Origin of the sequence: Asanoa sp. WMMD1127, assembly GCF_029626225.1 — a bacterium.
Lineage (GTDB): Bacteria > Actinomycetota > Actinomycetes > Mycobacteriales > Micromonosporaceae > Asanoa.
In genome coordinates, this window is record NZ_JARUBP010000001.1 from 3,817,183 (window position 1) to 3,840,769 (window position 23,587).

The 23,587-nt window shown below is 73.1% G+C and carries 24 protein-coding genes; 16 read left to right on the forward strand and 8 right to left on the reverse strand.

The features are described from left to right. Positions 1 to 29: 29 nt before the first annotated feature. The gene (locus tag O7635_RS18205; protein ID WP_278081627.1) at positions 30 to 251 is read right to left on the reverse strand and encodes a hypothetical protein; all 222 of its coding nucleotides are present in this window, start codon (positions 249 to 251) and stop codon (positions 30 to 32) included. Between the two features lie 415 nt (positions 252 to 666). Here O7635_RS18205 and dxs point away from each other — a divergent pair, with 415 nt between their 5' ends. From dxs to O7635_RS18240, 7 genes are all read left to right on the forward strand, one after another. Then, the gene (gene dxs, locus O7635_RS18210) at positions 667 to 2,625 is read left to right on the forward strand and encodes a 1-deoxy-D-xylulose-5-phosphate synthase (protein WP_278081628.1); all 1,959 of its coding nucleotides are present in this window, start codon (positions 667 to 669) and stop codon (positions 2,623 to 2,625) included. Positions 2,626 to 2,628: 3 nt separating this feature from the next. Continuing rightward, entirely contained in the window at positions 2,629 to 3,888 is a 1,260-nt protein-coding gene (locus O7635_RS18215; protein WP_278081629.1) for a PQQ-binding-like beta-propeller repeat protein, read from the forward strand. Positions 3,889 to 3,898: 10 nt separating this feature from the next. Continuing rightward, positions 3,899 to 5,293, forward strand: a complete 1,395-nt coding sequence (locus tag O7635_RS18220; RefSeq protein ID WP_278081630.1) for a PQQ-binding-like beta-propeller repeat protein — start codon at positions 3,899 to 3,901, stop codon at positions 5,291 to 5,293. Positions 5,294 to 5,337: 44 nt separating this feature from the next. Next, the gene (locus tag O7635_RS18225) at positions 5,338 to 6,009 is read left to right on the forward strand and encodes a response regulator transcription factor (RefSeq protein WP_278081631.1); all 672 of its coding nucleotides are present in this window, start codon (positions 5,338 to 5,340) and stop codon (positions 6,007 to 6,009) included. Beyond that, the gene (locus O7635_RS18230; protein ID WP_278081632.1) at positions 6,006 to 7,217 is read left to right on the forward strand and encodes a HAMP domain-containing sensor histidine kinase; all 1,212 of its coding nucleotides are present in this window, start codon (positions 6,006 to 6,008) and stop codon (positions 7,215 to 7,217) included. Before O7635_RS18225 ends, O7635_RS18230 begins: the two co-directional genes overlap by 4 nt. A 32-nt stretch (positions 7,218 to 7,249) precedes the next feature. Further along, the gene (locus O7635_RS18235; RefSeq protein WP_278081633.1) at positions 7,250 to 7,636 is read left to right on the forward strand and encodes a VOC family protein; all 387 of its coding nucleotides are present in this window, start codon (positions 7,250 to 7,252) and stop codon (positions 7,634 to 7,636) included. A 113-nt stretch (positions 7,637 to 7,749) separates the two neighbouring features. Continuing rightward, positions 7,750 to 8,775 carry a hypothetical protein gene (locus O7635_RS18240; RefSeq protein WP_278081634.1) on the forward strand — a complete coding sequence of 342 codons (1,026 nt, stop codon included), beginning with the start codon at positions 7,750 to 7,752 and terminating at the stop codon, positions 8,773 to 8,775. Between the two features lie 110 nt (positions 8,776 to 8,885). Here O7635_RS18240 and O7635_RS18245 read toward each other — a convergent pair whose 3' ends face one another. After that, positions 8,886 to 10,880, reverse strand: coding sequence for a 3-hydroxyacyl-CoA dehydrogenase NAD-binding domain-containing protein (locus tag O7635_RS18245; RefSeq protein WP_278081635.1), 1,995 nt, complete (start codon positions 10,878 to 10,880; stop codon positions 8,886 to 8,888). Beyond that, the gene (locus tag O7635_RS18250; RefSeq protein WP_278081636.1) at positions 10,877 to 12,070 is read right to left on the reverse strand and encodes an acetyl-CoA C-acyltransferase; all 1,194 of its coding nucleotides are present in this window, start codon (positions 12,068 to 12,070) and stop codon (positions 10,877 to 10,879) included. Before O7635_RS18250 ends, O7635_RS18245 begins: the two co-directional genes overlap by 4 nt. A gap of 106 nt (positions 12,071 to 12,176) precedes the next feature. On the opposite strand from O7635_RS18250, the gene galE reads away from it, so the two are divergent. The 3 genes from galE (at position 12,177) to O7635_RS18265 (ending at position 14,001) form a co-directional block, all read left to right on the forward strand. Then, on the forward strand, positions 12,177 to 13,181 hold the full coding sequence (gene galE, locus O7635_RS18255; RefSeq protein WP_278081637.1) for a UDP-glucose 4-epimerase GalE: 1,005 nt from the start codon (positions 12,177 to 12,179) through the stop codon (positions 13,179 to 13,181). A 65-nt stretch (positions 13,182 to 13,246) separates the two neighbouring features. Further along, positions 13,247 to 13,501, forward strand: a complete 255-nt coding sequence (locus O7635_RS18260; protein ID WP_278081638.1) for a hypothetical protein — start codon at positions 13,247 to 13,249, stop codon at positions 13,499 to 13,501. Then, positions 13,498 to 14,001: a PIN domain-containing protein gene (locus O7635_RS18265; RefSeq protein ID WP_278081639.1), complete on the forward strand. Its 504-nt coding sequence runs from the start codon at positions 13,498 to 13,500 to the stop codon at positions 13,999 to 14,001. The genes O7635_RS18260 and O7635_RS18265 overlap by 4 nt, the downstream gene beginning before the upstream one ends. Before the next feature lie 44 nt (positions 14,002 to 14,045). On the opposite strand, the gene O7635_RS18270 is transcribed toward O7635_RS18265, so the two are convergent. Beyond that, positions 14,046 to 15,395 carry a ribonuclease D gene (locus tag O7635_RS18270; RefSeq protein ID WP_278081640.1) on the reverse strand — a complete coding sequence of 450 codons (1,350 nt, stop codon included), beginning with the start codon at positions 15,393 to 15,395 and terminating at the stop codon, positions 14,046 to 14,048. Between the two features lie 111 nt (positions 15,396 to 15,506). On the opposite strand from O7635_RS18270, the gene O7635_RS18275 reads away from it, so the two are divergent. Then, complete coding sequence (locus tag O7635_RS18275; RefSeq protein ID WP_347405289.1) at positions 15,507 to 16,547, forward strand: trypsin-like peptidase domain-containing protein; 1,041 nt, start codon at positions 15,507 to 15,509, stop codon at positions 16,545 to 16,547. A 105-nt stretch (positions 16,548 to 16,652) separates the two neighbouring features. Here O7635_RS18275 and O7635_RS18280 read toward each other — a convergent pair whose 3' ends face one another. Continuing rightward, entirely contained in the window at positions 16,653 to 17,843 is a 1,191-nt protein-coding gene (locus O7635_RS18280; RefSeq protein ID WP_278081641.1) for an MFS transporter, read from the reverse strand. Between the two features lie 180 nt (positions 17,844 to 18,023). Between O7635_RS18280 and hemE the strand changes: the two genes are divergently transcribed. The 4 genes from hemE (at position 18,024) to hemQ (ending at position 21,868) form a co-directional block, all read left to right on the forward strand. Beyond that, positions 18,024 to 19,064, forward strand: coding sequence for a uroporphyrinogen decarboxylase (gene hemE, locus O7635_RS18285; RefSeq protein WP_278081642.1), 1,041 nt, complete (start codon positions 18,024 to 18,026; stop codon positions 19,062 to 19,064). 93 nt (positions 19,065 to 19,157) lie between these two features. Further along, positions 19,158 to 19,721: a DUF3000 domain-containing protein gene (locus O7635_RS18290; RefSeq protein WP_278081643.1), complete on the forward strand. Its 564-nt coding sequence runs from the start codon at positions 19,158 to 19,160 to the stop codon at positions 19,719 to 19,721. 24 nt (positions 19,722 to 19,745) lie between these two features. Continuing rightward, a complete protein-coding gene (hemG, locus tag O7635_RS18295; protein WP_278081644.1) occupies positions 19,746 to 21,149 on the forward strand; it encodes a protoporphyrinogen oxidase in 1,404 nt (467 codons plus the stop codon). A 14-nt stretch (positions 21,150 to 21,163) separates the two neighbouring features. Next, a complete protein-coding gene (gene hemQ, locus O7635_RS18300) occupies positions 21,164 to 21,868 on the forward strand; it encodes a hydrogen peroxide-dependent heme synthase (RefSeq protein ID WP_278081645.1) in 705 nt (234 codons plus the stop codon). Positions 21,869 to 21,906: 38 nt separating this feature from the next. Here the strand turns inward: hemQ and O7635_RS18305 are convergent, their stop codons facing one another. From O7635_RS18305 to O7635_RS18315, 3 genes are read right to left on the reverse strand one after another with little or no spacing between them, the layout of a single operon-like run. Further along, positions 21,907 to 22,368, reverse strand: a complete 462-nt coding sequence (locus O7635_RS18305; RefSeq protein ID WP_278081646.1) for a group II truncated hemoglobin — start codon at positions 22,366 to 22,368, stop codon at positions 21,907 to 21,909. A gap of 10 nt (positions 22,369 to 22,378) precedes the next feature. Next, positions 22,379 to 22,825: a GNAT family N-acetyltransferase gene (locus tag O7635_RS18310; protein WP_278081647.1), complete on the reverse strand. Its 447-nt coding sequence runs from the start codon at positions 22,823 to 22,825 to the stop codon at positions 22,379 to 22,381. 21 nt (positions 22,826 to 22,846) lie between these two features. Beyond that, positions 22,847 to 23,107, reverse strand: coding sequence for a Prokaryotic metallothionein (locus O7635_RS18315; protein WP_278081648.1), 261 nt, complete (start codon positions 23,105 to 23,107; stop codon positions 22,847 to 22,849). A gap of 178 nt (positions 23,108 to 23,285) precedes the next feature. Between O7635_RS18315 and O7635_RS18320 the strand changes: the two genes are divergently transcribed. Then, a complete protein-coding gene (locus tag O7635_RS18320) occupies positions 23,286 to 23,573 on the forward strand; it encodes an isoamylase early set domain-containing protein (RefSeq protein ID WP_278081649.1) in 288 nt (95 codons plus the stop codon). The last annotated feature ends 14 nt before the right edge of the window (positions 23,574 to 23,587 follow it).

Here is a 23,587-nt window from a genome sequence, read left to right on the forward strand (position 1 = left end):
AGTTTCGGTAATTGACCCCCGAACGGGGGTCAGCGTTGCGGTGCGGGGATCCTGCGGGGCCGGGGAGGGACGAAGCTGCCCTCCGTTTCCTGGCCGGCCGCGCGTGACGCGGCGCGCCGGTCACGGAGCCGGATCCAGCCGATGACAAGCAGGATCAGCGGGAGCAACGGCAACGCGATGATCGCCAGAACGATCAGCGCGATCAGTTGTCCCACGGCGTACTTTCCGGAAACGCGCGAGGAACCTGACATGTGGGCAAACCTTTTGGGGAGGGAAACTCTGCGCCCATCGTACGTCCTTTCGCGCTTGTGCCCTATTTATCACCCGACCGGAAAATCGCCGCCCCTGCGCATCGATCATGGCCATAGCGTGGGCTTTTGAAGATCCGCCGAGGAGCGGGGCCCGGTTCGCCGCCGAAAAATTGTCGCGGTCCCGTCAACAAGACTTGCCCGATCGGGCCGCCGGGCCGCCCGTTCGGGCCGCCGGCCGGCGCGGATAGTCCCATCGGCGGGAGCGTGGTGGCCGGGTCACGGACCGTCCACATGACGGAGACCGGCTGTGCCGCTACTGAACGTGAAAACTCCACGCTTTGCAAGAAGGGAGATTCGGTGAAGACGATCTCGGATCGGGGTGCGGCAGGTGCATACCCCGATACACTTGCCGGTCATGAGCGTTGAAGAGGGTCGGGCCAGTCTGTTGTCCGCCATCCGCGGCCCACAGGACCTCAAACGGCTCTCCGCCGAGGAGCTTGTCCTGCTCTCCGCAGAGATCCGCGACTTCCTCGTCGCGAAGGTCTCCCGGACCGGCGGCCACATCGGCCCCAACCTCGGTGTCGTCGAGCTGACGCTGGCGCTGCACCGGGTGTTCGACTCGCCGCGCGACAAGCTCCTGTTCGACACCGGCCACCAGGCCTACGTGCACAAGATCGTGACGGGGCGCCAGGCCGGCTTCGACCAGCTCCGCCAGCGCGGCGGGCTCTCGGGCTACCCCAACCAGGCCGAGAGCGAGCACGACCTCATCGAGAACTCGCACGCCTCGACCGCGCTGAGCTACGCCGACGGCATGGCCAAGGCCTACGCCCTGCGCGGCGAGGACCGCAGCGTGGTCGCCGTGGTCGGTGACGGCGCGCTGACCGGCGGCATGTGCTGGGAGGCGCTCAACAACATCGCGACGGCCGGCAACCCCCTGGTCATCGTCGTCAACGACAACCAGCGGTCCTACGCGTCGACCATCGGCGGCCTGGCCGACCACCTCTCGTCGCTGCGGCTCAACCCCGGCTACGAGCGGGTGCTCGACCTCGTCAAGGAGTCGCTGGGCTCGACGCCGCTCGTCGGCAAGCCGCTCTACGAGGTTTTGCACGCGGTGAAGAAGGGCATCAAGGATGCCGTGGCGCCGCAGGCCATGTTCGAGGATCTCGGCATCAAATACGTCGGGCCGGTCGACGGCCACGACATCGCCGCCGTGGAGTCCGCGCTGCGCCGCGCCAAGGGCTTCCGCGGCCCGGTCATCGTGCACGCGGTGACCCGCAAGGGCTACGGCTACCGCCCCGCCGAGGAGGACGACGCCGACTGCCTGCACGGTCCGAGCAGCGCGTTCGACGTCGAGACCGGCCAGCTGCTGGCCGCACCCAGCGTCAAGTGGACCCACGTGTTCGCCGACGAGCTGGTCGCGATCGCCGACGAGCGCCCCGACGTCGTCGGCATCACCGCCGCGATGGCCGAGCCGACCGGCATCGCCTCGCTGGCCCGCAAGCATCCCCACCGCGTCTACGACGTCGGCATCGCCGAGCAGCACGCCGCGACCTCGGCCGCCGGCCTCGCCCTGGGCGGCCTGCACCCGGTGGTCGCGGTCTACGCGACCTTCCTCAACCGGGCGTTCGACCAGGTGCTGCTCGACGTGGCCATGCACAAGCTGCCGGTGACGTTCGTGCTCGACCGGGCCGGCATCACGGGTCCCGACGGGCCGAGCCACTACGGCATCTGGGACATGTCGGTCTTCGGCGTGGTGCCGGGCCTGCGCATCGCCGCGCCCCGCGACGCCGCCACGCTGCGCGAAGAGCTGCGCGAGGCGGTCGCCGTCGACGACGGGCCGACCATCCTGCGCTTCCCGACCGGCGCCGTCGCCGCCGACCTGCCGGCCGTCCGCCGGATCGGCCAGGTCGACGTGCTGCGCGAAGACCGCCAGAAGGACGTGCTGCTCGTCGTGGTCGGCGCCTTCGGCCACCTCGGCGTCGAGGTCGCGACCCGCCTCGGCGAACACGGCTACGGCGTGACCGTCGTCGACCCGCGCTGGGTCCGCCCGGTGCCGGCGGAGCTGGTCACCCTGGCCGCCAACCACCGGCTCGTGGTCACCGTCGAAGACGGCGTGCGCACCGGCGGCGTCGGCGACGCCCTGGCCAAGGCCATGCGCGACGCCGACGTCCGGGTCCCGCTGCGCGACCTGGGCGTGCCGGCCGCGTGGCACCCGCACGGCAACCGGGCGCAGATCCTGGCCGACCTGGGCCTCACCGCCCAGGACGTCGCCCGCGAGGTCACCGGCTGGGTGTCCCGGCTCGACGACACCGCGCCGCCCGAGGCCATCAACGCGCCGGCCGCCCAACGCGACAACGTCGGCCCGAGCCGTTAGACGATGTCCGAGCGGCCGGGCGAGTGGGTGGTGATCGATCTCGGCGCCGCCCACGGCTCGGTCGACGAGGACCAGGCGCCCGGCCTCCGGCAGCGCCGGCGCGCCTGGCGGTGGCGGCTGGTCGCGACGGCCACCGCCCTGCTGCTGGTCTGCGGCGGCGCGGCCACGGCGAGCCCGCCGTTCCGCGCCACCACGACCGTCCCGGCCGAGGCCGGCGCCAGTGTCTCGGTGGCCGGCGACCTGCTCGTGGTCGCCGATCCCGCGCCGCTGCCCGAGGCGGTCACGGTGCCCGGTGGGGGCGCCGGCGGCGGGGCTGAGGCGGGCCTGACCGAGCTGCGCGGGTACGCCCTCCCCAGCGGCGCCGAACGCTGGCGGCTCCGGCTGCCCTCCGCCATGTCCCATTCCGCCAGCCGCGTCGGCGACCTCGTCCTCGTCGCGTCCCGCGACTCGATCCGCCGGCAGACCGGCACCACCGCGGTCGACGCCCGCACCGGCGAGGTCCGCTGGAACCGCGACGACGCCGTGCTGACCGTGCCCGGCGCCGGCGTCGGGCTGGCGGTCGACGAGGTGCGCAGCGCGAGCGGCGCGGGCCGCCGGGTGGCCGGCCGCATCGACGCGATCGACCTGGCCTCCGGGCGCCGCCTGTGGCACGTGCGGGTGCCCTCGACCGCGGTCGCGCACGTCGTCGCCGGCGACCCGGCCCTGGCCGTGCTCGTCCTGGACTCCGGCCGGGCCGAGGTGCACGACCTGGTCAGCGGCGCGCTGCGCGGCTACGGCAAGCTCCCGGCGGCCGACTACGCGCCCGACAACCCGCGCCTGGTCGACGACGGGTTCGTGCTGCGGCACCCCGACAGCCGGCCCGGGCAGCGGTCCGCGCTCAGCGCCTACAACCTCGACAACATCGGGCTCGAGTGGAGCCGCCCCGACCGGGTCCGCGACGTGCGGTGGTCCGACTGCGGCGGCAACCTGTGCGCGCGTACGCCCGACGGGATCTGGACCCTCGACGTCCGCGACGGCGAGCTGGCCTTCGCCGGCGGCGACGGGCTGCCCTGGCTGCCGGTGCGGGGCAGCGCCGACCAGCTCGTCTTCCGGCTGCTGCCGGACGAGCGGGTGGCCGTGGCCAGCGGCGGCACCAGCGCGGCGCCACGCCCGCTGGGCACGCTGCCGGCCGGCAACCGCGACTGCCGGGCCGGCGACGGCGCCCTGGTGTGCCGGGCGGCCGACGGCCACCACCTGGCGATCTTTACGAGACCGGCGTCCTGAGGGCCGGGCCGTGCAGCCGGGCGGCACCATCGAACTCGGGCCGGTCGTCACCGTGCCCGACGCGAGCCCGGCGATCGAGGAGGAGCTGCCCCGGCGACCGCCGTTCTGGGCCGCCCTCGTCGTGCTGGCGGCCACTTTCCTGGCGCTGGGCGGCTCGCTGGTGCCCGAACCGCCGCTGACGGCGACGGTCACCCGCCTCGGCGGCGCGGGCTCCTCGTTCGCGGTGGCCGGCGACCGGCTCTACCTCATCCGCCGGCCCAGCGAGACGTCGTCGACGCTGACCGCGATCCGGCTCCCCGACGGGGCGGAGCTGTGGACCGCGCCGTACGCGCCGACCGGCGAGCGGCTCATCCGGCTCGACACGGCGGGCCCGGTGGTGCTGGTCTCCGGCGGGGAGACGACGGGCCGGATCCGGCGCACCGACGCGTACGACGCGGCGACCGGCCGGCGGCTCTGGTCGGCGCCGGAGGAGATCGTGGTCGACGCCGAGGCCAACGCCGGCTATGCCAGCTCCGCCGACCCACCCCGGCTGCGCGCCCTGGACCTGGCGACCGGCCGGCAGCTCTGGTCGACCGCGCCGGACGACCGGTTCACCTTCACCGCGATCGGTGGCCCGGCGCCGGTGGCCGGCCGCATCCCGCCCCGGGCCGCGCCGGAGTCGGAGACCAACGCCGTCGGCGGCGCGGGCGGCGCGACCGTGGTGGGCGGCGCGGCGGGATCCGGCAGTGGTCGGGGCGGGCGGCTGGCGGTCTTCACGCGCTCGGGGCGGATCGAGCTGCGGGACGCCCGTTCCGGGGCGGTGCTGCGGGCGGCCAGTCCGCTGGGCGCCGCGGTGCTGCCGTTGACGGGGCTCAGCGTGGGCGGGCGGCTGGTCCTCTGGTACGCCCACCACGGCGGCACCGGCATCGCCGGCCTCGATCCCGAGACGCTGGACGTGCGCTGGCGGATGCCGTACGACATCGACGGTGGCGGCATCGGCCGGTGCCTGTCCCTGGTCTGCCTGAGCAGCCAGGGCGACGTGCTGGCCCTCGACCCGGTCACCGGCCGGCTGCGCTGGCGGGTCGAGGAAGTCAGTTTCGTGGTCGAGGCGCGCGGCCAGCTCGTCGCGCTGGGCGCCGTGCCGGGCGGCCTCGGGCCGGTCCGCTCGGTCGATCCGGAGACCGGCGCGATGGTCGCCGACCTGCACGGCTGGCGCACCGGCGGCCGGGGCGACCCGGTCGTCACCCGCATCCCGATCGGCGCCGCCCGCACCGTGATCGGCCTGCTCGGCCCGGCGCCGGGCGTGCTCCGGCCGCTCGGCACCGCGGCCGAGGTGCTGCTCTCCTGCCAGTCCGGTCCCGCGGCCATCGTCTGCCGCACGGCCACCGGCACACTGCGGATCTGGGCCGTGCGGCCCGGGCGCTAACTTTGCTCACACGGGCTTGACGTGGGTTGAGGGAGGGTGTTCCGGTGCGGGTGCTGGTGGTCGAAGACGAGCGCAACCTGGCCGACGCGATCGCGCGCGGGTTGCGCCGACACGGTCTGGCGGTCGACGTGGCCTACGACGGCACGTCCGGCCACGAGATGGCCTTCGTCACGCGCTACGACGTGGTCGTGCTCGACCGCGACCTGCCGGGCGTGCATGGCGACCAGATCTGCGCCGACCTCGTCTCCTCGGGCGCGCTGACCCGGGTGCTGATGCTGACCGCGAGCGGCACGGTCGCCGACCGGGTCGACGGCCTGCAGCTGGGCGCCGACGACTACCTGCCCAAGCCGTTCGCCTTCGACGAGCTGGTCGCCCGCGTGCGCGCCCTCGGCCGCCGGGCCACGCCGCCCGCGCCGCCGGTGCTGGCGATCGCCGACCTCGTGCTCGACCCGGCCCGCCGGGTGGCCACCCGGGCCGGTGCCGCGGTCGACCTGACCCGCAAGGAGTTCGGCGTGCTTGAGGAGCTGCTCAAGGCCCGCGGGGCGGTGGTGTCCAGCGAGGAGCTGCTGGAGCGGGTCTGGGACGCCAACACCGACCCGTTCACCACGACGGTCCGGGTCACGGTGATGACGTTGCGCAAGAAGCTCGGCGAGCCGCCGCTGATCGAGACGGTGGTCGGCGCCGGCTACCGGATGCCGGGGGAGCTGGTCACATGACGGTTTATGCGGCGGCCCGGGAGCGGTGGCCCCGGCCCACCTTGCGGCTGCGGCTCACGCTGCTCAACGGCGTGGTGGTGGTGGCCACCGGGCTCGTGCTGATCCTGCTGGCCTGGCTGCTGGTCGGCGACGCGATCCACCCCGCCGACCAGCTCCAGCCGGGCGCCTTCGTCGACCTCGCCGACGGCCGGCGGCTGGACGCCGCGGCCTGGCAGGCCCAGGTGGTCGACGCCGCCTCCCGCGAGCTGCTCTTCAAGGGCCTGTTCGCCCTGCTGGTGACCAGCCTGGTCGGCGTCGCCGCGGCCTACGCGGTGGCCGGCCGGGCGCTGCGCCCGCTGCACCAGGTGACCGCGACGGCCCGCCGGCTCGGCGAGCAGACGCTCGACCAGCGGATCCGCTACACCGGGGCCGACGACGAGATCGCCGAGCTGGCCCGCACCTTCGACGCCATGCTCGACCGGATCGCCTCGGCCTTCGAGGCCCAGAAGCGCTTCGTCGCCAACGCCTCACACGAGCTGCGTACGCCGCTGGCCGTGATGCGCACCGAGATCGACGTCACGCTGGCCGACGACGAGGCCGACGAGGCCGAGTTCCGTCGCATGGCGACCGTGGTGCGCGACGCCTCGGAACGCGCCAACGGCCTGGTCGACGCGCTGCTGGTGCTGGCCCGCAGCGAGGCCCAGCGCGGCCGCCGGCTGGCCCGAAAGGTGCCCACGGACCTGGCCGACGGCCTGCGCGCCGCCCTGTCCGCGGTGGGCCGTGAGGTCGACCGGCTGGGGCTGTCCGTGACGACCGACCTGGCCCCGGCCCCGGTCGTCGGCGACCCGGGCCTGCTCGAGCGCCTGGCCGGCAACCTGGTGGAGAACGCGACCCGCTACAACCACCTGCACGGCCGGCTCTGGGCCCGCACGGGCACCGACGGCGAGCAGGTGTTCCTGGTGGTGGGCAACACCGGCTTCGAGGTCGACCAGGGCGACGTGCCGGGCCTGTTCGAGCCGTTCCGCCGCGGCGGCCGCGAACGCACCGGCGCCCGTGGGTCCGGCCTCGGCCTGTCGATCGTCCGCGCGGTCTGCGACGCGCACGGCGGCACGGTGACGGCGACCCCACAGGAGGGCGGCGGCCTCGAGGTCCGGGTGACCCTGCCGGCCGCCAGCGTCACGCCGGTGGCCGCCGGCAGCGCCGTGGTGGGCGACGCGAAACCACGTTGATCTCGGCGGCCGTCGCTGGCACGGTGGCGGCCATGACGAACCGCATCCACCACCTCAACGTCAAGTGCCGCGACCCGTACGAGTTGGCGGGGTGGTGGTCCCAGGTGATCGGCTACCCGCGCTCCGACGAGGACTTCCCGGGCGACCCGGAGGCCATGTTGATCGCGCCCGACGGCGGCGGTCCCGGCATCCTGTTCTGCCACGTCGACGGCGACCTCGTCACTCCTAGCCGGCTCCACCTCGACCTGCAGCCGGCCGACCGCACCCGCGACGAGGAGGTCGAGCGGCTGCTCGGCATCGGCGCCACGCTGGTCGGCGACCGCCGCCGCCCCGACGGCACCGGCTGGGTGACCCTGGCCGATCCGGAGGGCAACGAGTTCTGCGTCGAGCGCAGTGCGGAGGAACGGGCCACCACGTGAGATCGAGTCACGATCGGGACACACGTTGTGTCCCGTGGCTGACGGAGGGCGCGTGGCGGATGCGCGCACTGGCTACGATCCGGCAGTCCGCGTGAGTCTCCTGGGGAGCCGTGATGTCCGACCCTTACAACCAGCAACCGTCGTACGGCTCCCAGCCGCCTTACGGTCAGCAACCGCCGCAATACGGTCAGCAGCAGCCGCAATATGGGCAGCCCTATGGCGAGCAGCCCCCGCAGCAGCCGCAGTACGGCGGCGGCCAGACTTACGGCTCGCCGCAGCAGCCGGGCACCTACGGCCAGCCGCAGCAGCCCAGCTACGGCGGTGACTACGGCCAGCAGCCCGACTACGCGCAGCAGCAGCCGTCGTCCGGGGCGCCGTACGGGCCGTCGTCGGGCGCGCCGTACGGGCAGCAGCCCTCGTCCGGGGCGCCCTACGGCCAGCAGCCGGGCTACGGCGCGCAGCCGGCCTACGGCCAGCCGCCGCAGCAGCCGACCTACGGCGAGCAGCCCTACGGCGGGCCGCCGCTGCCGCCGACCGCGCCGCCGAAGAAGAGCAAGGCCGGCAAGATCGTCCTGATCGTGCTCGCCGTCGTGCTGCTGCTCTGCGTCGGTGGCGGCACCGCGCTCTACTTCGTCCTGCGCGACCCGGTGAAGGAGGTCGTCGCGGCGGCCAACACCCGGGTGGTCGCGCCCGACACGCTGGGCGGCAAGCCGAAGATCACCGACCCAGAGCTGCAGAAGGCCGTCGACGACATGAAGTCCCAGCTCAACTCGGACCTGCCCAACGCGACCAGCACCGCGGCCGCGTTCTACGGCGACATCGCCAAGCAGGAGCTCGTCATGCTGGTGGCCGCGTCCGGTGTGGTCGCCGACCCGGCCAAGGAGCTCGACGACACGTTCACCGACATGACCGCCAGCGGCTTCACGGTGAAGAACATCAAGACGGTCGAGGCCGGCCCGCTGGGTGGCAGCGCCAAGTGCGGCGACGGCGTGATCGCCGACGCCGGCGCCGAGGTGCCGCTGGGCGTCTGCGCCTGGGCCGACAAGGGCAGCGTCGGCATGATCGGCATCTACAACGCCAAGGGCGACGACGCCAACAAGACCTTCCTCTCGATGCGTGCCGAGGTCGAGAAGCAGTAACAGCTCAACGACAAGGCCCCCGGGGACACGTCCCCGGGGGCTTTTCGTCGAGCTGTTAAGAACGGTCCGTTCCTATGCGGAAAGCGTTAGGAACGGACCGTTCCTTGCTCTCAGAGGCGGCCGGTGGCCGCTAGGTGCGGCGTGATGCCGCCCAGGTGGAACGGCCAGCCCGCGCCGAGGATCAGGCACAGGTCGATGTCGCGGGCGTCGGCCACCACGCCGTCGGCCAGCATCGTGCGGACCTCGTCGGCGATCGCGTCGAGCGCCTTGTCGCGGACCTGCTCGGCGGTCAGCGGCGCGTCGCCGACCTGGAGCAGCGCGACCACCGACTGGTCGATCTCGCCCTCGCGGTCGGTCAGCGACCGGCCGCTCTCGACGATCCGGCCCAGGTTGTCGCTGACGCCGAAGCGGTCCGGGAACGCCGCGTGCATCGTCTTCGCGACGTGCAGCGCGACCGGCGGGCCGACCATCGTGAGCAGCGCCAGCGGCCGCATCGGCAGGCCCAGCGGGTCGAGCGCGGTGTTGGCCACCTCGACCGGCGTGCCGGCGTCGATCGCCGCGTAGATCTCGCCCAGGAACCGCGTCAGCAGCCGGTTGACCACGAACGCCGGCGCGTCCTTGACCAGCACGCAGGACTTCTTCAGTTGCTTGCCCACGGCGAACGCGGTGGCCAGCGTCGGGTCGTCGGTCTGGCCGGCCCGGACGATCTCGACCAGCGGCATCACCGCGACCGGGTTGAAGAAGTGGAAGCCGACGACCCGCTCGGGGTGCTCGAGGTCGGCGGCCATCTCGGTGACCGACAGCGACGAGGTGTTGGTCGCCAGCACCGCCTCGGGTGACACGATCTTCTCGAGCTCGGCGAAGACCTGCTTCTTGACGCCCAGCTCCTCGAAGACCGCCTCGATGACGAAGTCGGCGTCCGCGAAGGCCGCCTTGTCGACCGAGCCGCTGACCAGGCCGCGCAACTTGGCCGCCGTACCCTCGTCGATCCGGCCCTTGCCGTGCAGCTTGTCGATCTCGCCGTGCACGTAGGCGACGCCCTTGTCGACCCGCTCCTGGTCGAGGTCGGTGAGCACCACCGGCACCTCGAGGCGGCGGGCGAACAGCAGCGCCATCTGGCCGGCCATCAGGCCCGCGCCGACCACGCCGACCTTGGTGACGGCGCGGGCCAGCGCCTTGTCGGGCGCGCCGGCCGGCCGCTTCGCGCGTCGCTGCACCAGGTCGAACGCGTAGAGGCTGTTGCGCAGCTGCGGGCCGGTGACCAGGTCGCCGAGCGCCTCGTCCTCCGCGGCCGTGCCGGTGGCGAAGTCGGCGTCCTTGGCCAGCGCCAGCAGCTCCAGCGCCTTCTCGGCGGACGCGACGGCGCCGTGGAGCCGCTCGTCGAGCTGCATCTTGGCGAAGTAGAGCACGCCGTCCCACATGTCGCGGTCGATCTCCGGCCGCTCGACGGTGATCTCGCCCGCCACCACACCGGCCGCCCACTCCAGCGAGCGCTCGAGGAAGTCGGCCGGCTCCAGCAGCACGTCGGCGAGGCCGAGCTCGCGGGCCTGCGGCGGGCGCAGCGTCTTCTGCGTCAGCGGGTTCTGGATGATCACCTGGGCCGCCGGCGCGATGCCGATCAGGTTGGGCAGCAGCTGGGTGCCGCCCCAGGCCGGCACGAGGCCCAGGGAGACCTCGGGCAGCGCGAGGGCGTTGGCCCCGCTCGACAGCGTCCGGTAGTGGCAGTGCAGCGCCACCTCGAGGCCGCCGCCCATCGCCACGCCGTTGACGAACGCGAACGTCGGGATCGCCGACTCGCGCAGCCGGTTGAACACCCGGTGCCCGTAGCGGCCGAGCTCCACCGCCTGCTCGCGCGACTGGATCAGCGGCATGCCGGTGATGTCGGCGCCGACCGAGAAGATGTACGGCTTCCCGGTGATCGCGATGAACGCCGGCTCCAGGGCAGTGGCCGCCGTGATCGCCTCGTCGAGGCTGGCCAGCCCGCCGGGGCCGAAGCTGTTGGGCTTGGTGTGGTCGAGCCCGTTGTCGAGCGTGATGAGGGCCGCCTTGCGGCCCTTGACGGTTACGGCGCGCACCAGCGCCCTGGTGACGACCTCGCTGCTCACTTGGCGCCCTCCCAGGCCGGGTTCTCCCAGATGACCGAGCCGCCCATGCCGATGCCGATGCACATGGCGGTGATGCCGTACCGCACCTCGGGGTGCTCCGCGAACTGGCGCGCGAGCTGCGTCATCAGCCGCACGCCGGACGAGGCCAGCGGGTGGCCGACCGCGATCGCGCCGCCCCACTGGTTGACCCGCGGGTCGTCGTCGGCGATGCCGAAGTGGTCGAGGAACGCCAGCACCTGCACGGCGAACGCCTCGTTGAGCTCGAACAGCCCGATGTCCTCGATGGACAGACCGGCGATCCGCAGCGCCTTCTCCGTCGCCGGGATCGGGCCGACGCCCATCACCTCGGGCTCGACACCCACGAAGCCGTAGGAGACCAGTCGCATCGCCACCGGCAGGCCCAGCTCGCGGGCCGTGTCCTCGGCGGCGATCAGGCTCGCGGTCGCGCCGTCGTTGAGGCCGGCCGAGTTGCCGGCGGTGACCCGGCCGTGCGGGCGGAACGGGGTCTTGAGCGTGGCGAGCTTCTCCAGGCTGGACTCGCGCGGCGCCTCGTCAGCGGTGGCGAGGCCCCAGCCCAGCTCGGGGTCCCGGATCGCGACCGGCACGAGGTCGTCCTGCAGCTTGCCGTTCGCGTACGCCTTGGCGGTCTTGATCTGGCTGGCCAGGCCGAACGCGTCGGACCGCTCGCGGGTGATCCCCGGCAGCCGGTCGTGCAGGTTCTCGGCGGTCTTGCCCATCACCAGCGCGCTCGGGTCGACCAGCTTCTCGGCGAGGATGCGCGGGTTGGGGTCGACGCCCTCGCCCATCGGGTGGCGGCCCATGTGCTCGACGCCGCCGGCGATCGCGACGTCGTAGGCGCCCATCGCGATGCCGCCCGCGACGGTGGTGACGGCGGTCATCGCGCCGGCGCACATGCGGTCGATGGCGAAACCGGGCACGGTCTTCGGCAGGCCCGAGAGCAGGGCGGCGGTGCGGCCGATGGTCAGGCCCTGGTCGCCGATCTGGGTGGTCGCGGCGATGGCGACCTCCTCCACCTTGTCCGGCGGGAGCTGGGGGTTGCGGCGCAGCAGCTCACGGATGCAGCGGATGACGAGATCGTCGGCGCGGGTGTGCGCGTACATGCCACCCGCCTTTCCGAACGGGGTGCGAACGCCGTCGACGAACGCGACGTCGCGGACAGAACGGGGCACGGGTCTGGGCCTCCTCATCGGGTGACTGACCAGTAATGCTACTCGCCAGTAACCTCGCGCGGGGCGTGGAGTGGGACACAACGCCGTGGTTGGTAGGGTGCGGCGCATGAAGGTCTTGATCGCGGGCGGGGCGGGTTTCATCGGCAGCACGGTCGCGTCGGCCTGCCTCGACGCCGGGATCACCCCCGTGATCATCGACAACCTGGTCACGGGCCGGCGTGAGTTCGTGCGGGACCGGATCTTCTACGACGGCGACATCGCCGACGGCGCCCTCATCGACCGGATCTTCGCCGAGCACCCCGACATCTCCGCCGTCGTGCACGCGGCCGCGCTGATCGTCGTGCCGGAGTCGGTGGCCGAGCCGGTGCGGTACTACCGCGAGAACGTGTCGAAGTCGCTCGACCTGATCGAGCACGTGACGCGCAACGGCTGCCAGCGCTACCTGTTCTCGTCGTCGGCGTCCATCTACGCGCCGGGCGCCGACTTCACCGTCGACGAGACGTCGGCGCTGCGCCCCGAGTCGCCGTACGCCCGGACCAAGGCCGTCATGGAGTGGGTGCTGGAGGACTGCACCAACGCCTATGACCTGCGGGTCATCTCGCTGCGCTACTTCAACCCGATCGGCGCGGACCCGAAGATGCGCACGGGCCTGCAGTACGCGAAGCCCACGCACCTGCTCGGCCGCCTGATCACGGCGCTAGAGGCGGGCGAGGAGTTCCAGATCACCGGCACCGACTGGCCGACCCGCGACGGCAGCGCGATCCGCGACTTCATCCACGTCTGGGACCTGGCCCGCGCCCACGTCGAGGCCCTGCGCCGCTTCGACGAGGTGCTGCCCGTGTCGGGCTCGCGCCGTTATGACGTGCTCAACCTGGGCACAGGCACCGGCACGACGGTCCGCGAGTTCGTGGCGGCCTTCCAGCGGGTCGCCGACCGCCCGCTGCGCGTGGCGGACGCCCCGTCCCGCCCGGGCGACGTGGTGGGCTCCTACACGCGCACGGAGAAGGCACACGCGGCGTTGGGCTGGACCCCGGACCACACGGTCGAGGACGGCATCCGCGACTCCCTCGACTGGTCCGCCAACCACCGCCCCAAACTCCTCGGCGAGTAGGCCGTGTGCAACTCGTTGCATGTCGAATGCAGCGAGTTGTAGCCTGGTCGTGGGCGGTGATGAGGATGGCTTCGCAGACGATCGGCTTCGCGGTTTCCGACGAGGATCGGGAGCGTCTCGACCGACTGGTCGAGCACTTCGGTGGCGGCAACAGGTCGGCCTACCTTCGGGCCACGCTCAAGGTGATGGAGTCGCTGCTGCGCGCCGAGCGCCTACGCGAGCTACAGGCTGCCAACCATCGGCGACTAGCCGAGCGGGGCATCGCCCCCGAGGATTTGCCTGACCTGATCCGAGACGCCTACAAGGGAGCGAGCGGGTGAGCCTGCCCGGGCCCGTCGCGACGCCCGTCGTCTTCGACGTCAATGTGCTCGTCCAGGCGATCGCGTCCGGCAACAGCCCTTACCTTTCGTGGCCGTCGCCACCACCGACGTCAGGCAACCCGTTCGCCGACTGTCTCGGCATCGTCAACGACGCCGCGGAGTTCGCGCTCTGGCTGTCGCCGCACGTCCTCGACAACACGACCCGTGTGCTGATGGCGGTCGTCGGCACCCCGACGACCGAAGCCGACGACTACCGCGCGATCCTGACCGAGATGGCCGAGGCGTCCGGCGGCGGCGTTGTGCTGCCGCCGCGCACAGTTCACGACTGTCCGGACCACGAGGACAACCTCGTGCTCGACCTGGTCGCCGATGTCGGTGCCCTCCTCGTCGTCTCCGAGGACACCGACCTCACCGCGATGTCCCCGTGGCGCGGCGTGCCGATCCTCAGGGCACGCGAGTTCGCCGGTCGGGTCGACGCGATGCGCCGCCACCGACGCTGATGGCCGACGTCGTGCCATAACGGGCGCGACCAAGGCTGACGGGGTCAGCCTTTGGGGGCCTCCAGGGCGGCGGCGAGGTCGGTGGCGATCAGGGAGACCTGCCACGCCCGGGCGCCGTAGCCGCGGAGGGTGGCCGAGACGGTTTCCGGGGTGATGTCTTCCGGTGGGGTCCAGGCCAGGCGGCGGATCGAGTCCGGGGTGATCAGGTTTTCCGGCGGCAGCTTGTGTGCCGCCGCCGTCGTCGTCACCACCTCGCGGCAGCGCGACAGGCGGGCCGCGGCCACCGGGTCGCGTTCGGCCCAGCGGTGCGGTGGGGGCGGGCCGTCGATCGGTGGGTTGGTCGGCAGGGCGTCGTCGGGCAGGCCGCGGGCCGTGTCGAGGGCGTCGAGCCAGATGCGGGCCAGCCGGCGCACCGAGCGGCCGCCGAAGCCCGGCAGCGACAGCAGCGTGCGCTCGTCCTTGGGGTCGATCTCGGCCGCCGCGATGATGGCCGAGTCCGGCAGCACCCGGCCCGGCGCCGAGTCGCGGCGGGCGGCGATGTCGTCGCGGGCGTACCAGATCGCGCGCACCCGCGCCTGGGCCCGCGCCCCGCGGATGCGGTGGATGCCGGAGGTGCGGCGCCACGGGTCGGGGCGGTTGCGCGGCGGCTGCGCGCCCCAGGCGACCAGCGCCGCGAACTCCTCGGCGGCCCAGTCCTGCTTGCCCTGGGCGACGAGCTCGGCGGCCAGCGCGTCGCGGAGGTCGACCAGGAGCTCCACGTCGAGGGCGGCATAGGAGAGCCACGACTCCGGCAGCGGGCGGCTCGACCAGTCGGCGGCGGAGTGGTGCTTCTCCAGCGCGTACCCGAGGAGTTGTTCCGTCAGCGCGGCCAGGCCGACGCGCTCGAAGCCGGCGAGTCGACCGGCCAGCTCGGTGTCGAAGAGCCGGCGGGGGCGCAGGCCGAGGTCGGACAGGCACGGCAGGTCCTGGCTGGCGGCGTGCAGCACCCACTCGGCGTCGGCGATGGCGGCATCGAGCGTACGCAGGTCGCCCAGCGGCAGCGGATCGATCAGCACGGTGCCGGAGCCGCCGCGCCGGAGCTGGACCAGGTAGGCCCGCTGGCTGTAGCGGTAGCCCGAGGCACGCTCGGCGTCGATCGCCACGGGGCCGGTGCCGGCGGCGAAGCGGGCCACGGCTTCGGCCAGCTCGTCGGGCGTCTCCACGGGCGCGGGCGTGCCCTCGCGTGGGGCCGTGAGCAGCTGCGGCGCGGGGCCGGCCGGGGCCGCGGCCGGAGGCTCCGGGGCCGTCGGGCCGTCGGGGGAGCCGGTGGAGGGGCCGTCCGCTTCGGGGGAGGTGGGCGACTCGTCCCCCGCTCGGCGTGCGGCCCGACGGCGCAGGGGTGGTTCGTCGGTCACCTGCCAACCCTAGTAGGCGCGCCGTCACGCATCGGACAGCCGGGTCGGCGCGTCGGGAGGTGCGGTACGGTCGCGCGGGGGCCCAGTCCGGTGCGACGGGAGGGAGCGGAGATGTCCGCCGGGGACGAGCGCACAACCGACGGCCCGATCTACCGGCCCACGGAGCGGGCCGGTCTCGGAGCGCCGCCTTATGCCCCACCTGGCCCGCGTGGTCCGAGCGAGCGGGTTGCCTGGACCCCGCCGGAGTACGCGCCACCGGCCCCCCGCCACCCCGTCGACGCGGGACCCGTCCCACCCCGCCCGCGGTTCGACCCCGGGCCGCCGTTCGGCCCCGGCGTGGTCACGCCACCCCCGCCGGCGGAGACCCGGAAAGGTGAAAACCGCCGCTGGGCCGTCGGTGCGACCTTCGCCCTCGTCGTCCTGCTGGCCGGCGTCGTGGCCTACCAGGCCGTCCGGATCGAGCAGCTCGGCGACCGGCTGGCCGCCAGCGAGCGGACCCAGGCCGACGACCGCGCCGCGGTCGCGGGCCGCCTCGACGGGCTCGACGGACGGGCGGCCGATCTGGAGAAGAAGGCCGGCGCGGCGTTCAACCCGGAGGCCATCTCCAGCGCCGCGCTGCCCAGCGTGTTCCGGGTGGCCTCGGGCGACGTGACCGGCACGGCGTTCGCGGTGGGCAAGCAGGCCGGCGGCAAGACCAACCTGATCACCAACTTCCATGTGGTCGAGGGCGTCTACGACGGCGGGGGTCGCGAGGTGTTCCTGGAGCGGGCGGGCAAGCGCTACCCGGCCACGATCGTGTCGGTCAACCGGGGCGGCGACGTGGCGCACCTGCGTACCAGCACCAAGATCAATGGTCTCGTCACCGCCAAGGGCGGGGTCAAGTCGGGCCAGCCGGTGGTCGTGGTGGGCGCGCCGCTGGGTCTCAGCGACTCCGTGACGACGGGCGTGGTGAGCGCGGTGCGCGAGCTGCCGGACAGCAACGGCCCGATGATCCAGTTCGACGCGCCGATCAACCCCGGCAACTCGGGCGGCCCTGTGATCAACTCGGCCAAGCAGGTGGTGGGCATCGCCACGGCGAAGGCGCAGAATGCCGAGGGCATCGGGCTCGCGGTGCCGATCAAGGTCGCCTGCGACGCCTTCAAGATCTGCTGAACCGGTGCGGCCGCCGCGATCTCCCTTTCCGCGGCGGCCGCACCCGGTGGGCCGCCGGCTTAGGGCCTATCCGGTGGAGCACCACCCTGATCCACCGGATAGGCCCTAGCTCGGCGTCAGGGTCTGGTCGGTGAGGTGGGGCCAGGCGACGCCGGTCAGGACGGTCATGCCGGCGGCGGCCGCCCAGAACGGGGCGGTCAGGGAGGTGGCGCCGGCCAGCGCGCCGCCGGCCAGGGTGCCGAGTGCCGCCCCACCCAGGTCGAGCATCGCGTAGGTGCTGCCGACCCGGCCCCGCAACGCGTCCGGCACGAGTCGTTGGCGGATCGACATCGTGACCACGCCCCACACCGTCGTGTGCACGCCGAACAGCACCAGGACCGCGGTGGCGACCCATGGTGTCCGGGTCGTCGCCAGCACCACCTGGGTGGCGATCTCGATCAGCAGGCCCACCCGGAGCAGCGAGCCGGGGCCGAACCGGGCGCGCAGCCGGGTGGCGACCAGCGCCCCGACCAGCCCGCCGACGGCCCAGATCGAGAGCAGCACGCCGTACGCCACGGGGGTCAGGCCCAGGCGCCGCTGCGCGTAGAGCACGAACGTCGCGAAGGCCGCGCAGAACAGCAGGTTCATCACCGCGAGGCAGACGGCGAGCAGCCGCAGGGCCGGGCGTTGCCAGAGCGCCAGGAGTCCTTCGCGGATGTCGGCCCGCAGGGTGCTCCGGGCGCGCGGGGCGGCCCGGCCGGGCAGAGGCCGGAGCAGCGCCAGCACCCCGCCCGCGGCCAGGAACGTGATCGCGTCGAAGCCGAACGGGACCGCCGCGCCGACCACGAAAAGGTAGGCGCCGAGCGGTTTGGCGGCGAGCTGGTTGCCGACGGTGAACGTGGCGAAGAGGCGGGCGTTGGCCCGCTCCAGGTCCGCGTCCTCCACGATGGCGGGCAGGATCGCGCCGTACGCCGGGTCGGCCACCGTCTCCCCGACCCCGAGCAGGAGGAACGCGGCGTAGACGAGCGGGATGCCGGCCGTACCCGACCACACGGCCGCGGCGAGGCCGAACATGATCGCGGCGCGGGCGAGGTTGGCCAGCAGCACCACGCGGCGGCGGTCGAGGCGATCGACGTACGCGCCGGAGATCGGGGCGAAGAGCCACGGAAGTTGTTGCACGAAAGCGGCGCCGGCGACGAGGGCCGGGTCGTCGGTCAGGGAGGCGACGAGCAGCGGGCCGGCGATCATCGTGACGCCGTCGCCGATGTTGGAGATCGCGGAAGCGGACCAGAGCAGACGGAATTCGGTGCTGAGCACAGAGCTCTCCTCGGGAAACCGGGCAGGGGAAATCCGCCCGAGTCACACCGAGGCTCGAGAAGGGCCGGGAGACGTCAGGCGGCGGGCGCGGTGCCGCGGAAGCATCGACCGCCAACGATCGAGTTGCGGTCGACCATAGCGGAGATCGGCGGGCAAGACGACCGTGAAACGATGGGGGCGATGACGACGACGACGCACACCGACTCCGCCCTGGTCCGCGCCGCCCGGGGTCAGGACGCCCCGCACACGCCGGTCTGGTTCATGCGCCAGGCCGGGCGCTCGCTGCCGGAATATCGGGAGCTGCGGGCGGGCATCGGGATGCTCGAGACGATCCGCCGTCCCGACCTGGTCACCGAGATCACGCTGCAGCCGGTTCGCCGGCACGGCGTCGACGCGGCGATCCTGTTCAGCGACATCGTGGTGCCGGTCGCGGCGGCCGGCGTGGGCGTCGACATCGTGGCCGGCACCGGGCCGGTGGTCGACGAGCCGATCCGCGCCCCGCAGGACGTGGCCCGGTTGCGCCGGCTCGACCCGGTCGACGTCTCCTACGTCGACGAGGCCGTCCGCCTCAGCACCGCCGAGCTGGGCGACACGCCGCTGATCGGCTTCGCCGGTGCGCCGTTCACGCTGGCCAGCTACCTGGTCGAGGGCGGGCCGTCGCGGACGCACGCCAAGACCAAGGCGCTGATGTACGGCGACCCCGACACCTGGCACGCCCTCTGCGCCCGGCTGGCCGAGAACGCGCTGACCTTCCTCCGCGTGCAGGTCGACGCCGGCGTCGCCGCGGTGCAGCTGTTCGACTCGTGGGTCGGCGCGCTGTCCGAGGCCGACTACCGCCGCTTCGTGCTGCCGCACTCGTCGGCCGTGCTGGCGGGGCTGGCCGAGACGGGCGTGCCGCGGATCCATTTCGGCGTCGGCACGGGCGAGCTGCTGGGCGCGATGGGCGAGGCCGGCGCCGACGTGGTCGGGGTCGACTGGCGTACGCCGCTCGACGTCGCCACCCGCCGGATCGGCCCCGACAAGGCGGTGCAGGGCAACCTCGACCCGTGCACGCTGCTGGCGCCGTGGGAGGTCGTCGAGGCCGAGGTGCGCCGGGTGCTCGACCAGGGCCGGGCCGCGCCGGGGCACATCTTCAACCTCGGTCACGGCGTGCTGCCGGAGATCGATCCGACGGTGCTGACCCGCGTCACCGCGCTAGTACACGAGCTTTCCGCGAAATAAGTCGGTTTTGTCCGCGCCGGCCCAGCCGATCTTGCCAGGGCCCCCGGCGTGCCCTACCCCCATGGCGCCCGCATCCATGCATAGGCTGCGGTCATGGCTCCGACAGCGGTTCCCGACGTCTTCGCGAACGCCGTCGCCAGCCTTCGCGCCGCGACCCCGCGCGCCGAGATCGTCCTCGAAGAGGTCGGCGCGCCCCAGCGGCTGGCGCCGTTCACGTTCGCGCTCAGCGCCTCGGTGACCAAGCCCGACGACGACGAGATGGCGACGGGCCGGCTGATCCTGCTCCACGACCCGGCCGGGCACGAGGCCTGGGAGGGCACGATGCGGCTGGTCACCTACGTGACCGCCGAGGTCGACGTCGACATGGCCGCCGACCCGCTGCTGCCCACGGTCGGCTGGACGTGGCTGACCGACGCGCTCGACGCCCAGGACGCGCACTACCGCGCCATCGGCGGCACCGTCACCCAGACCATGTCGACCCGGTTCGGCGACCTGGCCGGCCCGCCGACCGCCGCCGACATCGAGATCCGGGCGAGCTGGACCCCCACCGACGACGACCTCGGCGCCCACCTGCTGGCCTGGTCGACCCTGCTGGCCTCGACGGCGGGCCTGCCGCCGCCCGGCGTCACAGCCCTACCCGGCCGCCGCACCGCCTGATCCTCGCCGCCATATGGTGGTGCCATGCGAAGCGTGGCGGTGATCGGTGGGGGCATTGCCGGACTGGCCGCCGCGGTGCGGATCAGGGATCAGGCGCCCGACGTGCGTGTCACGGTCTTCGAGCAGGGCGCGACCCTGGGCGGGAAGCTGCGGACCGGGGAGCTGGCCGGGTCGCCGGTCGAGCTCGGCGCCGAGGCGTTCCTGGTAAGGGACGCCGCGACCGGTGCGGACTCGCCCGCGATCACGCTGGCCCGGCGCGTCGGGCTCGGTGCCGACCTGGTCAACCCCGCCGTCGGGGCCGCGGCGCTCGCGGTCGACGGCAAGCTGGTGCCGATGCCGCGCGGCACGCTGACCGGTGTTCCCGGCGATCTCGCCGCCCTTGAGGGCGTCGCGCGCGTCGCCGACCACGATCTCGACGCCGGGCGGCCGTTGCTCGCCGAGGGTGCGGACGTCGCGGTCGGCGCGTTGGTCCGGCGACGGCTGGGCGACCAGGTCGTGGACCGGCTCGTGGACCCCATGCTCGGCGGCGTCTACGCCGGTCGGGCCGACCAGCTCTCGTTGGCCGCCACCATGCCCGCGCTGGCCCAGCAGGCCCGGGTCGAGGGCACCCTGACCGGCGCGGTGAAGGCCGCCCAGGCCGCGTTCCCGCGGGTGCCGGGCGGCGCCGTCTTCGCCACCGTGCGCGGCGGCGTCAGCCGGCTCGTCGAGGCGGCCGCCGCGGCCTCGGGCGCCGAGATCCGGCTCGGCGCCACGGTCCGCGAGCTCGCCCGCACGCCCGAGGGCTGGCGGTTGACCGTCGGGCCGACCCGCGACCCGCAACACGTGACCGTCGACGCGGTGGTGCTGGCGGTGCCGGCCCGGCCGGCGGCCCGGCTGCTCGCCGCCGTGGAGCACGTCGCGGCCGAGCGCGTCGGCGCCCTCGACTACGCCAGCGTGGCGTTGGTCACCCTCGCGCTGCCCCGCCCTGAGCTGCCGGAGCTGTCCGGCTTCCTCGTGCCGGCCGAGAACGGCACCGCGGTCAAGGCCGCCACCTTCTTCTCGACCAAGTGGGCCCACCTGGCCCGGCCTGACGGGGTCGCGCTCGTTCGGGCCTCGGTCGGCCGCTACGGCGACGAGCACGTGCTGCAGCGCGACGACGCCGAGCTGGCCGCGATCGTCCACAGGGAACTGTCCAATTTGGTCGAGCACAGCCTGCCGAAGCCGTTGGAGACGAAGGTGCAGCGGTGGGGCGGGGCGTTGCCGCAGTACGCGCCCGGGCATCTCGACCGGGTCGCCGCCGCTCGGGCCGCCCTGCGCGCGAGCGCGCCGACGGTCGCCCTGGCCGGCGCCGGCTACGACGGGGTGGGGATCCCGATCTGCGTACGCTCGGGCGAAGCCGCCGCCGACGCCGTGCTTGCCGCCCTGCGGGACCCGCAGCGACGCGGCTGAGAGAGGATGAAGGCATGACGGAGCAGACCAACGCCGCCCGGATCCGGGAGCTCAACGACACCATCCGCTACACGATGTGGTCGGTGTTCCGGGCCGCGGAGCCGCTCCCGCCGACCCGCCGCGCCGGCCTGGCCGCCGAGGTCGACACCCTCTTCGCCGACCTGGCCAGCAAGGACGTCGTGGTCCGGGGCACCTACGACGTGTCGGGCCTGCGGGCCGACGCCGACGTGCTGATCTGGTGGCACGCGCCGACCAGCGACGCGCTCCAGGAGGCGTACGCCCAGTTCCGCCGGACCGCCCTGGGCCGGCACCTGGCGCCGGTCTGGTCGCAGCTGGCGCTGCACCGGCCGGCCGAGTTCAACAAGAGCCACCTGCCGGCGTTCCTGGCCGGTGAGGACGCCCGGGCCTACGTCTGCGTCTACCCGTTCGTCCGCTCCTACGAGTGGTACCTGCTGCCCGACGAGGACCGCCGCGACATGCTCGCCGAGCATGGCCGGCAGGCGCGTGGTTTCCCGGACGTGCGGGCCAACACGGTGGCGTCGTTCGCCCTCGGCGACTACGAGTGGATCCTGGCCTTCGAGGCCGACGAGCTGCACCGGATCGTCGATCTGATGCGTGAGCTGCGCGCGTCGCGGGCCCGCCGGCACGTGCGCGAGGAGGTCCCGTTCTACACGGGCCGCCGCCGCAGCATGAGCGAGCTGGTGGAGGCCCTGCCTTAAGGGCCTCCAGGCGGGTCAGCGGCGCTTCCTGTTGCCCCTTAGGGCTGGTAGGGCGGCGCTACTCCCCAGCCCCAGTGGGGCACGGGCGCGTGCTCGGCCGGCGTCGCGCCCGGCTGCGAGTTGGCCATCGCGATCCGGGTGCCCCATTCGAGATAGCCGACCAGCGCCGCCCGGAACTCGGGGTCGGCCGGCAGCCGGGCGTCGTCGGCGGCGAGGCTCATCAGCGACGCGAACCGGTAGCGGTGCTCGGGCGTGATGCCGAGGTTCCGGTGGTGGGCCAGCATGTTCTCGTAGCCGCCGAGCTTGTCGGTGTAGTCCGCCGGACCGCCGAACACCTCGGACCACCAGGTCGTGACGTGGTCGCGGTGCGCCGCCGTGACGCCGCCGGGGAAGAACGGGCTCAGCAGGTCGTCCCGCTCCACCCGGTCGTAGAACGCGTTGATCATCCGAGCGATGGCCTCCCGGCCGCCTGCCCACTCGTACAACGTCGGGGTGGTCATGCCCCCAAAGCTATGCCGCCCGGGCCATCGGAACGTGCGGGATGCCGTCCTCGAGGTAGCCCTCGCCGCTGATCGTGTAGCCGTAGCGGCCGTAGAAGCCGGCCAGGTGCGCCTGGGCGTCGAGGACCGACGGGCGGGCGCCGACGATCTCCAGGGCCGCGTCCATCAGCCGGCCGGCCAGGCCCGAGCCACGCCCCTCCTTGGCCACCACGACGCGGCCGATCCGCTGCACGCCGTCCGGCTCGGCCAGCACCCGCAGGTAGGCGACCGGGAGGCCGGACCGCGCGACCCAGACGTGCCGGGTCCCGGGCTCGAGGTCGCGCCCGTCGATGTCGAGGTACGCCGCCTCCTGCTCGACGATGAACACCGCGCAGCGCAACTCGAGCAGGCGGTACAGCGTGGTCGTGTCGAGGTCGGCGAAGGACGCCACCCGTACGTCTTCGGTCCGGGGCTGCATGACCAACGAGCATAGGGACCCTCAGCCGGGGTGCGCGCCCACGGTGTCGGTGATCTTCGCCCCCTCGGCGCCGGCCGAGGCCCGCGAGCAGTGCGCGCAGCAGAAGAACCGGCCGCCCACCTCGACGCCGTGGCCCACGATCTTGACGCCACAGTGCTCGCAGATCGGCGCGAGGCGCTGGATGGCGCATTCGAACGAGTCGAAGACGTGCCGGTCGCCGCTGATCGTCGTCACTTCGAACGACAACCAGTAGTCGTTGCCACAGGTTTCACACACGGCCATGGCGTCGGCCCCCCAATCGCGTTACCCGCAGCGTGACCCGAGGCGGGGTGGGCGGGCAACCGGAACGCCGGATTTGCGCAGGTGAAACATCGAAAAACGCCCGGTGTGTCGGTCCGTCCATGTCCTCGTCCGGGCAGGGAAGCTCCAAGAGGTTGTGTCCTTACCGGGAGGAGCCGACATGATCAAGAGAAGCAGACTCTTCGGCAACAAGACCCGCGTGACGTTCAGCCTGCCCAAGGACAACCCGGTCGGGCCGGTCAGCGTCGTGGGTTGCTTCAACGGCTGGGAGCCCGGCCGGCACGAGCTGCAGCCGCGGCGGGACGGCACCCGCACGGTCACGCTCAACCTCGACCCGGGCGAGTACACGTTCCGTTACCTCGCCACCGGTGGCGTCTGGCTCGACGACGAGCAGGCGGACCGGATCGACGGGCACGGTGGCCGGATCGTTCTCGGTCACGCACAGTAAACACCTGAAAGACC

Bases quoted from the DNA above. Each gene is read 5' to 3' on its own strand.
- O7635_RS18205 (WP_278081627.1), bottom strand. From the start codon at position 251: ATGTCAGGTTCCTCGCGCGTTTCCGGAAAGTACGCCGTGGGACAACTG.
- O7635_RS18260 (WP_278081638.1), top strand. From the start codon at position 13,247: ATGGCTTCGCAGACGATCGGCTTCGCGGTTTCCGACGAGGATCGGGAG.
- O7635_RS18215 (WP_278081629.1), top strand. From the start codon at position 2,629: ATGTCCGAGCGGCCGGGCGAGTGGGTGGTGATCGATCTCGGCGCCGCC.
- O7635_RS18230 (WP_278081632.1), top strand. From the start codon at position 6,006: ATGACGGTTTATGCGGCGGCCCGGGAGCGGTGGCCCCGGCCCACCTTG.
- O7635_RS18315 (WP_278081648.1), bottom strand. From the start codon at position 23,107: ATGGCCGTGTGTGAAACCTGTGGCAACGACTACTGGTTGTCGTTCGAA.
- O7635_RS18240 (WP_278081634.1), top strand. From the start codon at position 7,750: ATGTCCGACCCTTACAACCAGCAACCGTCGTACGGCTCCCAGCCGCCT.
- O7635_RS18310 (WP_278081647.1), bottom strand. From the start codon at position 22,825: ATGCAGCCCCGGACCGAAGACGTACGGGTGGCGTCCTTCGCCGACCTC.
- hemQ (WP_278081645.1), top strand. From the start codon at position 21,164: ATGACGGAGCAGACCAACGCCGCCCGGATCCGGGAGCTCAACGACACC.
- hemG (WP_278081644.1), top strand. From the start codon at position 19,746: ATGCGAAGCGTGGCGGTGATCGGTGGGGGCATTGCCGGACTGGCCGCC.
- O7635_RS18275 (WP_347405289.1), top strand. From the start codon at position 15,507: ATGTCCGCCGGGGACGAGCGCACAACCGACGGCCCGATCTACCGGCCC.
- galE (WP_278081637.1), top strand. From the start codon at position 12,177: ATGAAGGTCTTGATCGCGGGCGGGGCGGGTTTCATCGGCAGCACGGTC.
- O7635_RS18305 (WP_278081646.1), bottom strand. From the start codon at position 22,368: ATGACCACCCCGACGTTGTACGAGTGGGCAGGCGGCCGGGAGGCCATC.
- O7635_RS18320 (WP_278081649.1), top strand. From the start codon at position 23,286: ATGATCAAGAGAAGCAGACTCTTCGGCAACAAGACCCGCGTGACGTTC.
- O7635_RS18290 (WP_278081643.1), top strand. From the start codon at position 19,158: ATGGCTCCGACAGCGGTTCCCGACGTCTTCGCGAACGCCGTCGCCAGC.
- dxs (WP_278081628.1), top strand. From the start codon at position 667: ATGAGCGTTGAAGAGGGTCGGGCCAGTCTGTTGTCCGCCATCCGCGGC.
- hemE (WP_278081642.1), top strand. From the start codon at position 18,024: ATGACGACGACGACGCACACCGACTCCGCCCTGGTCCGCGCCGCCCGG.
- O7635_RS18235 (WP_278081633.1), top strand. From the start codon at position 7,250: ATGACGAACCGCATCCACCACCTCAACGTCAAGTGCCGCGACCCGTAC.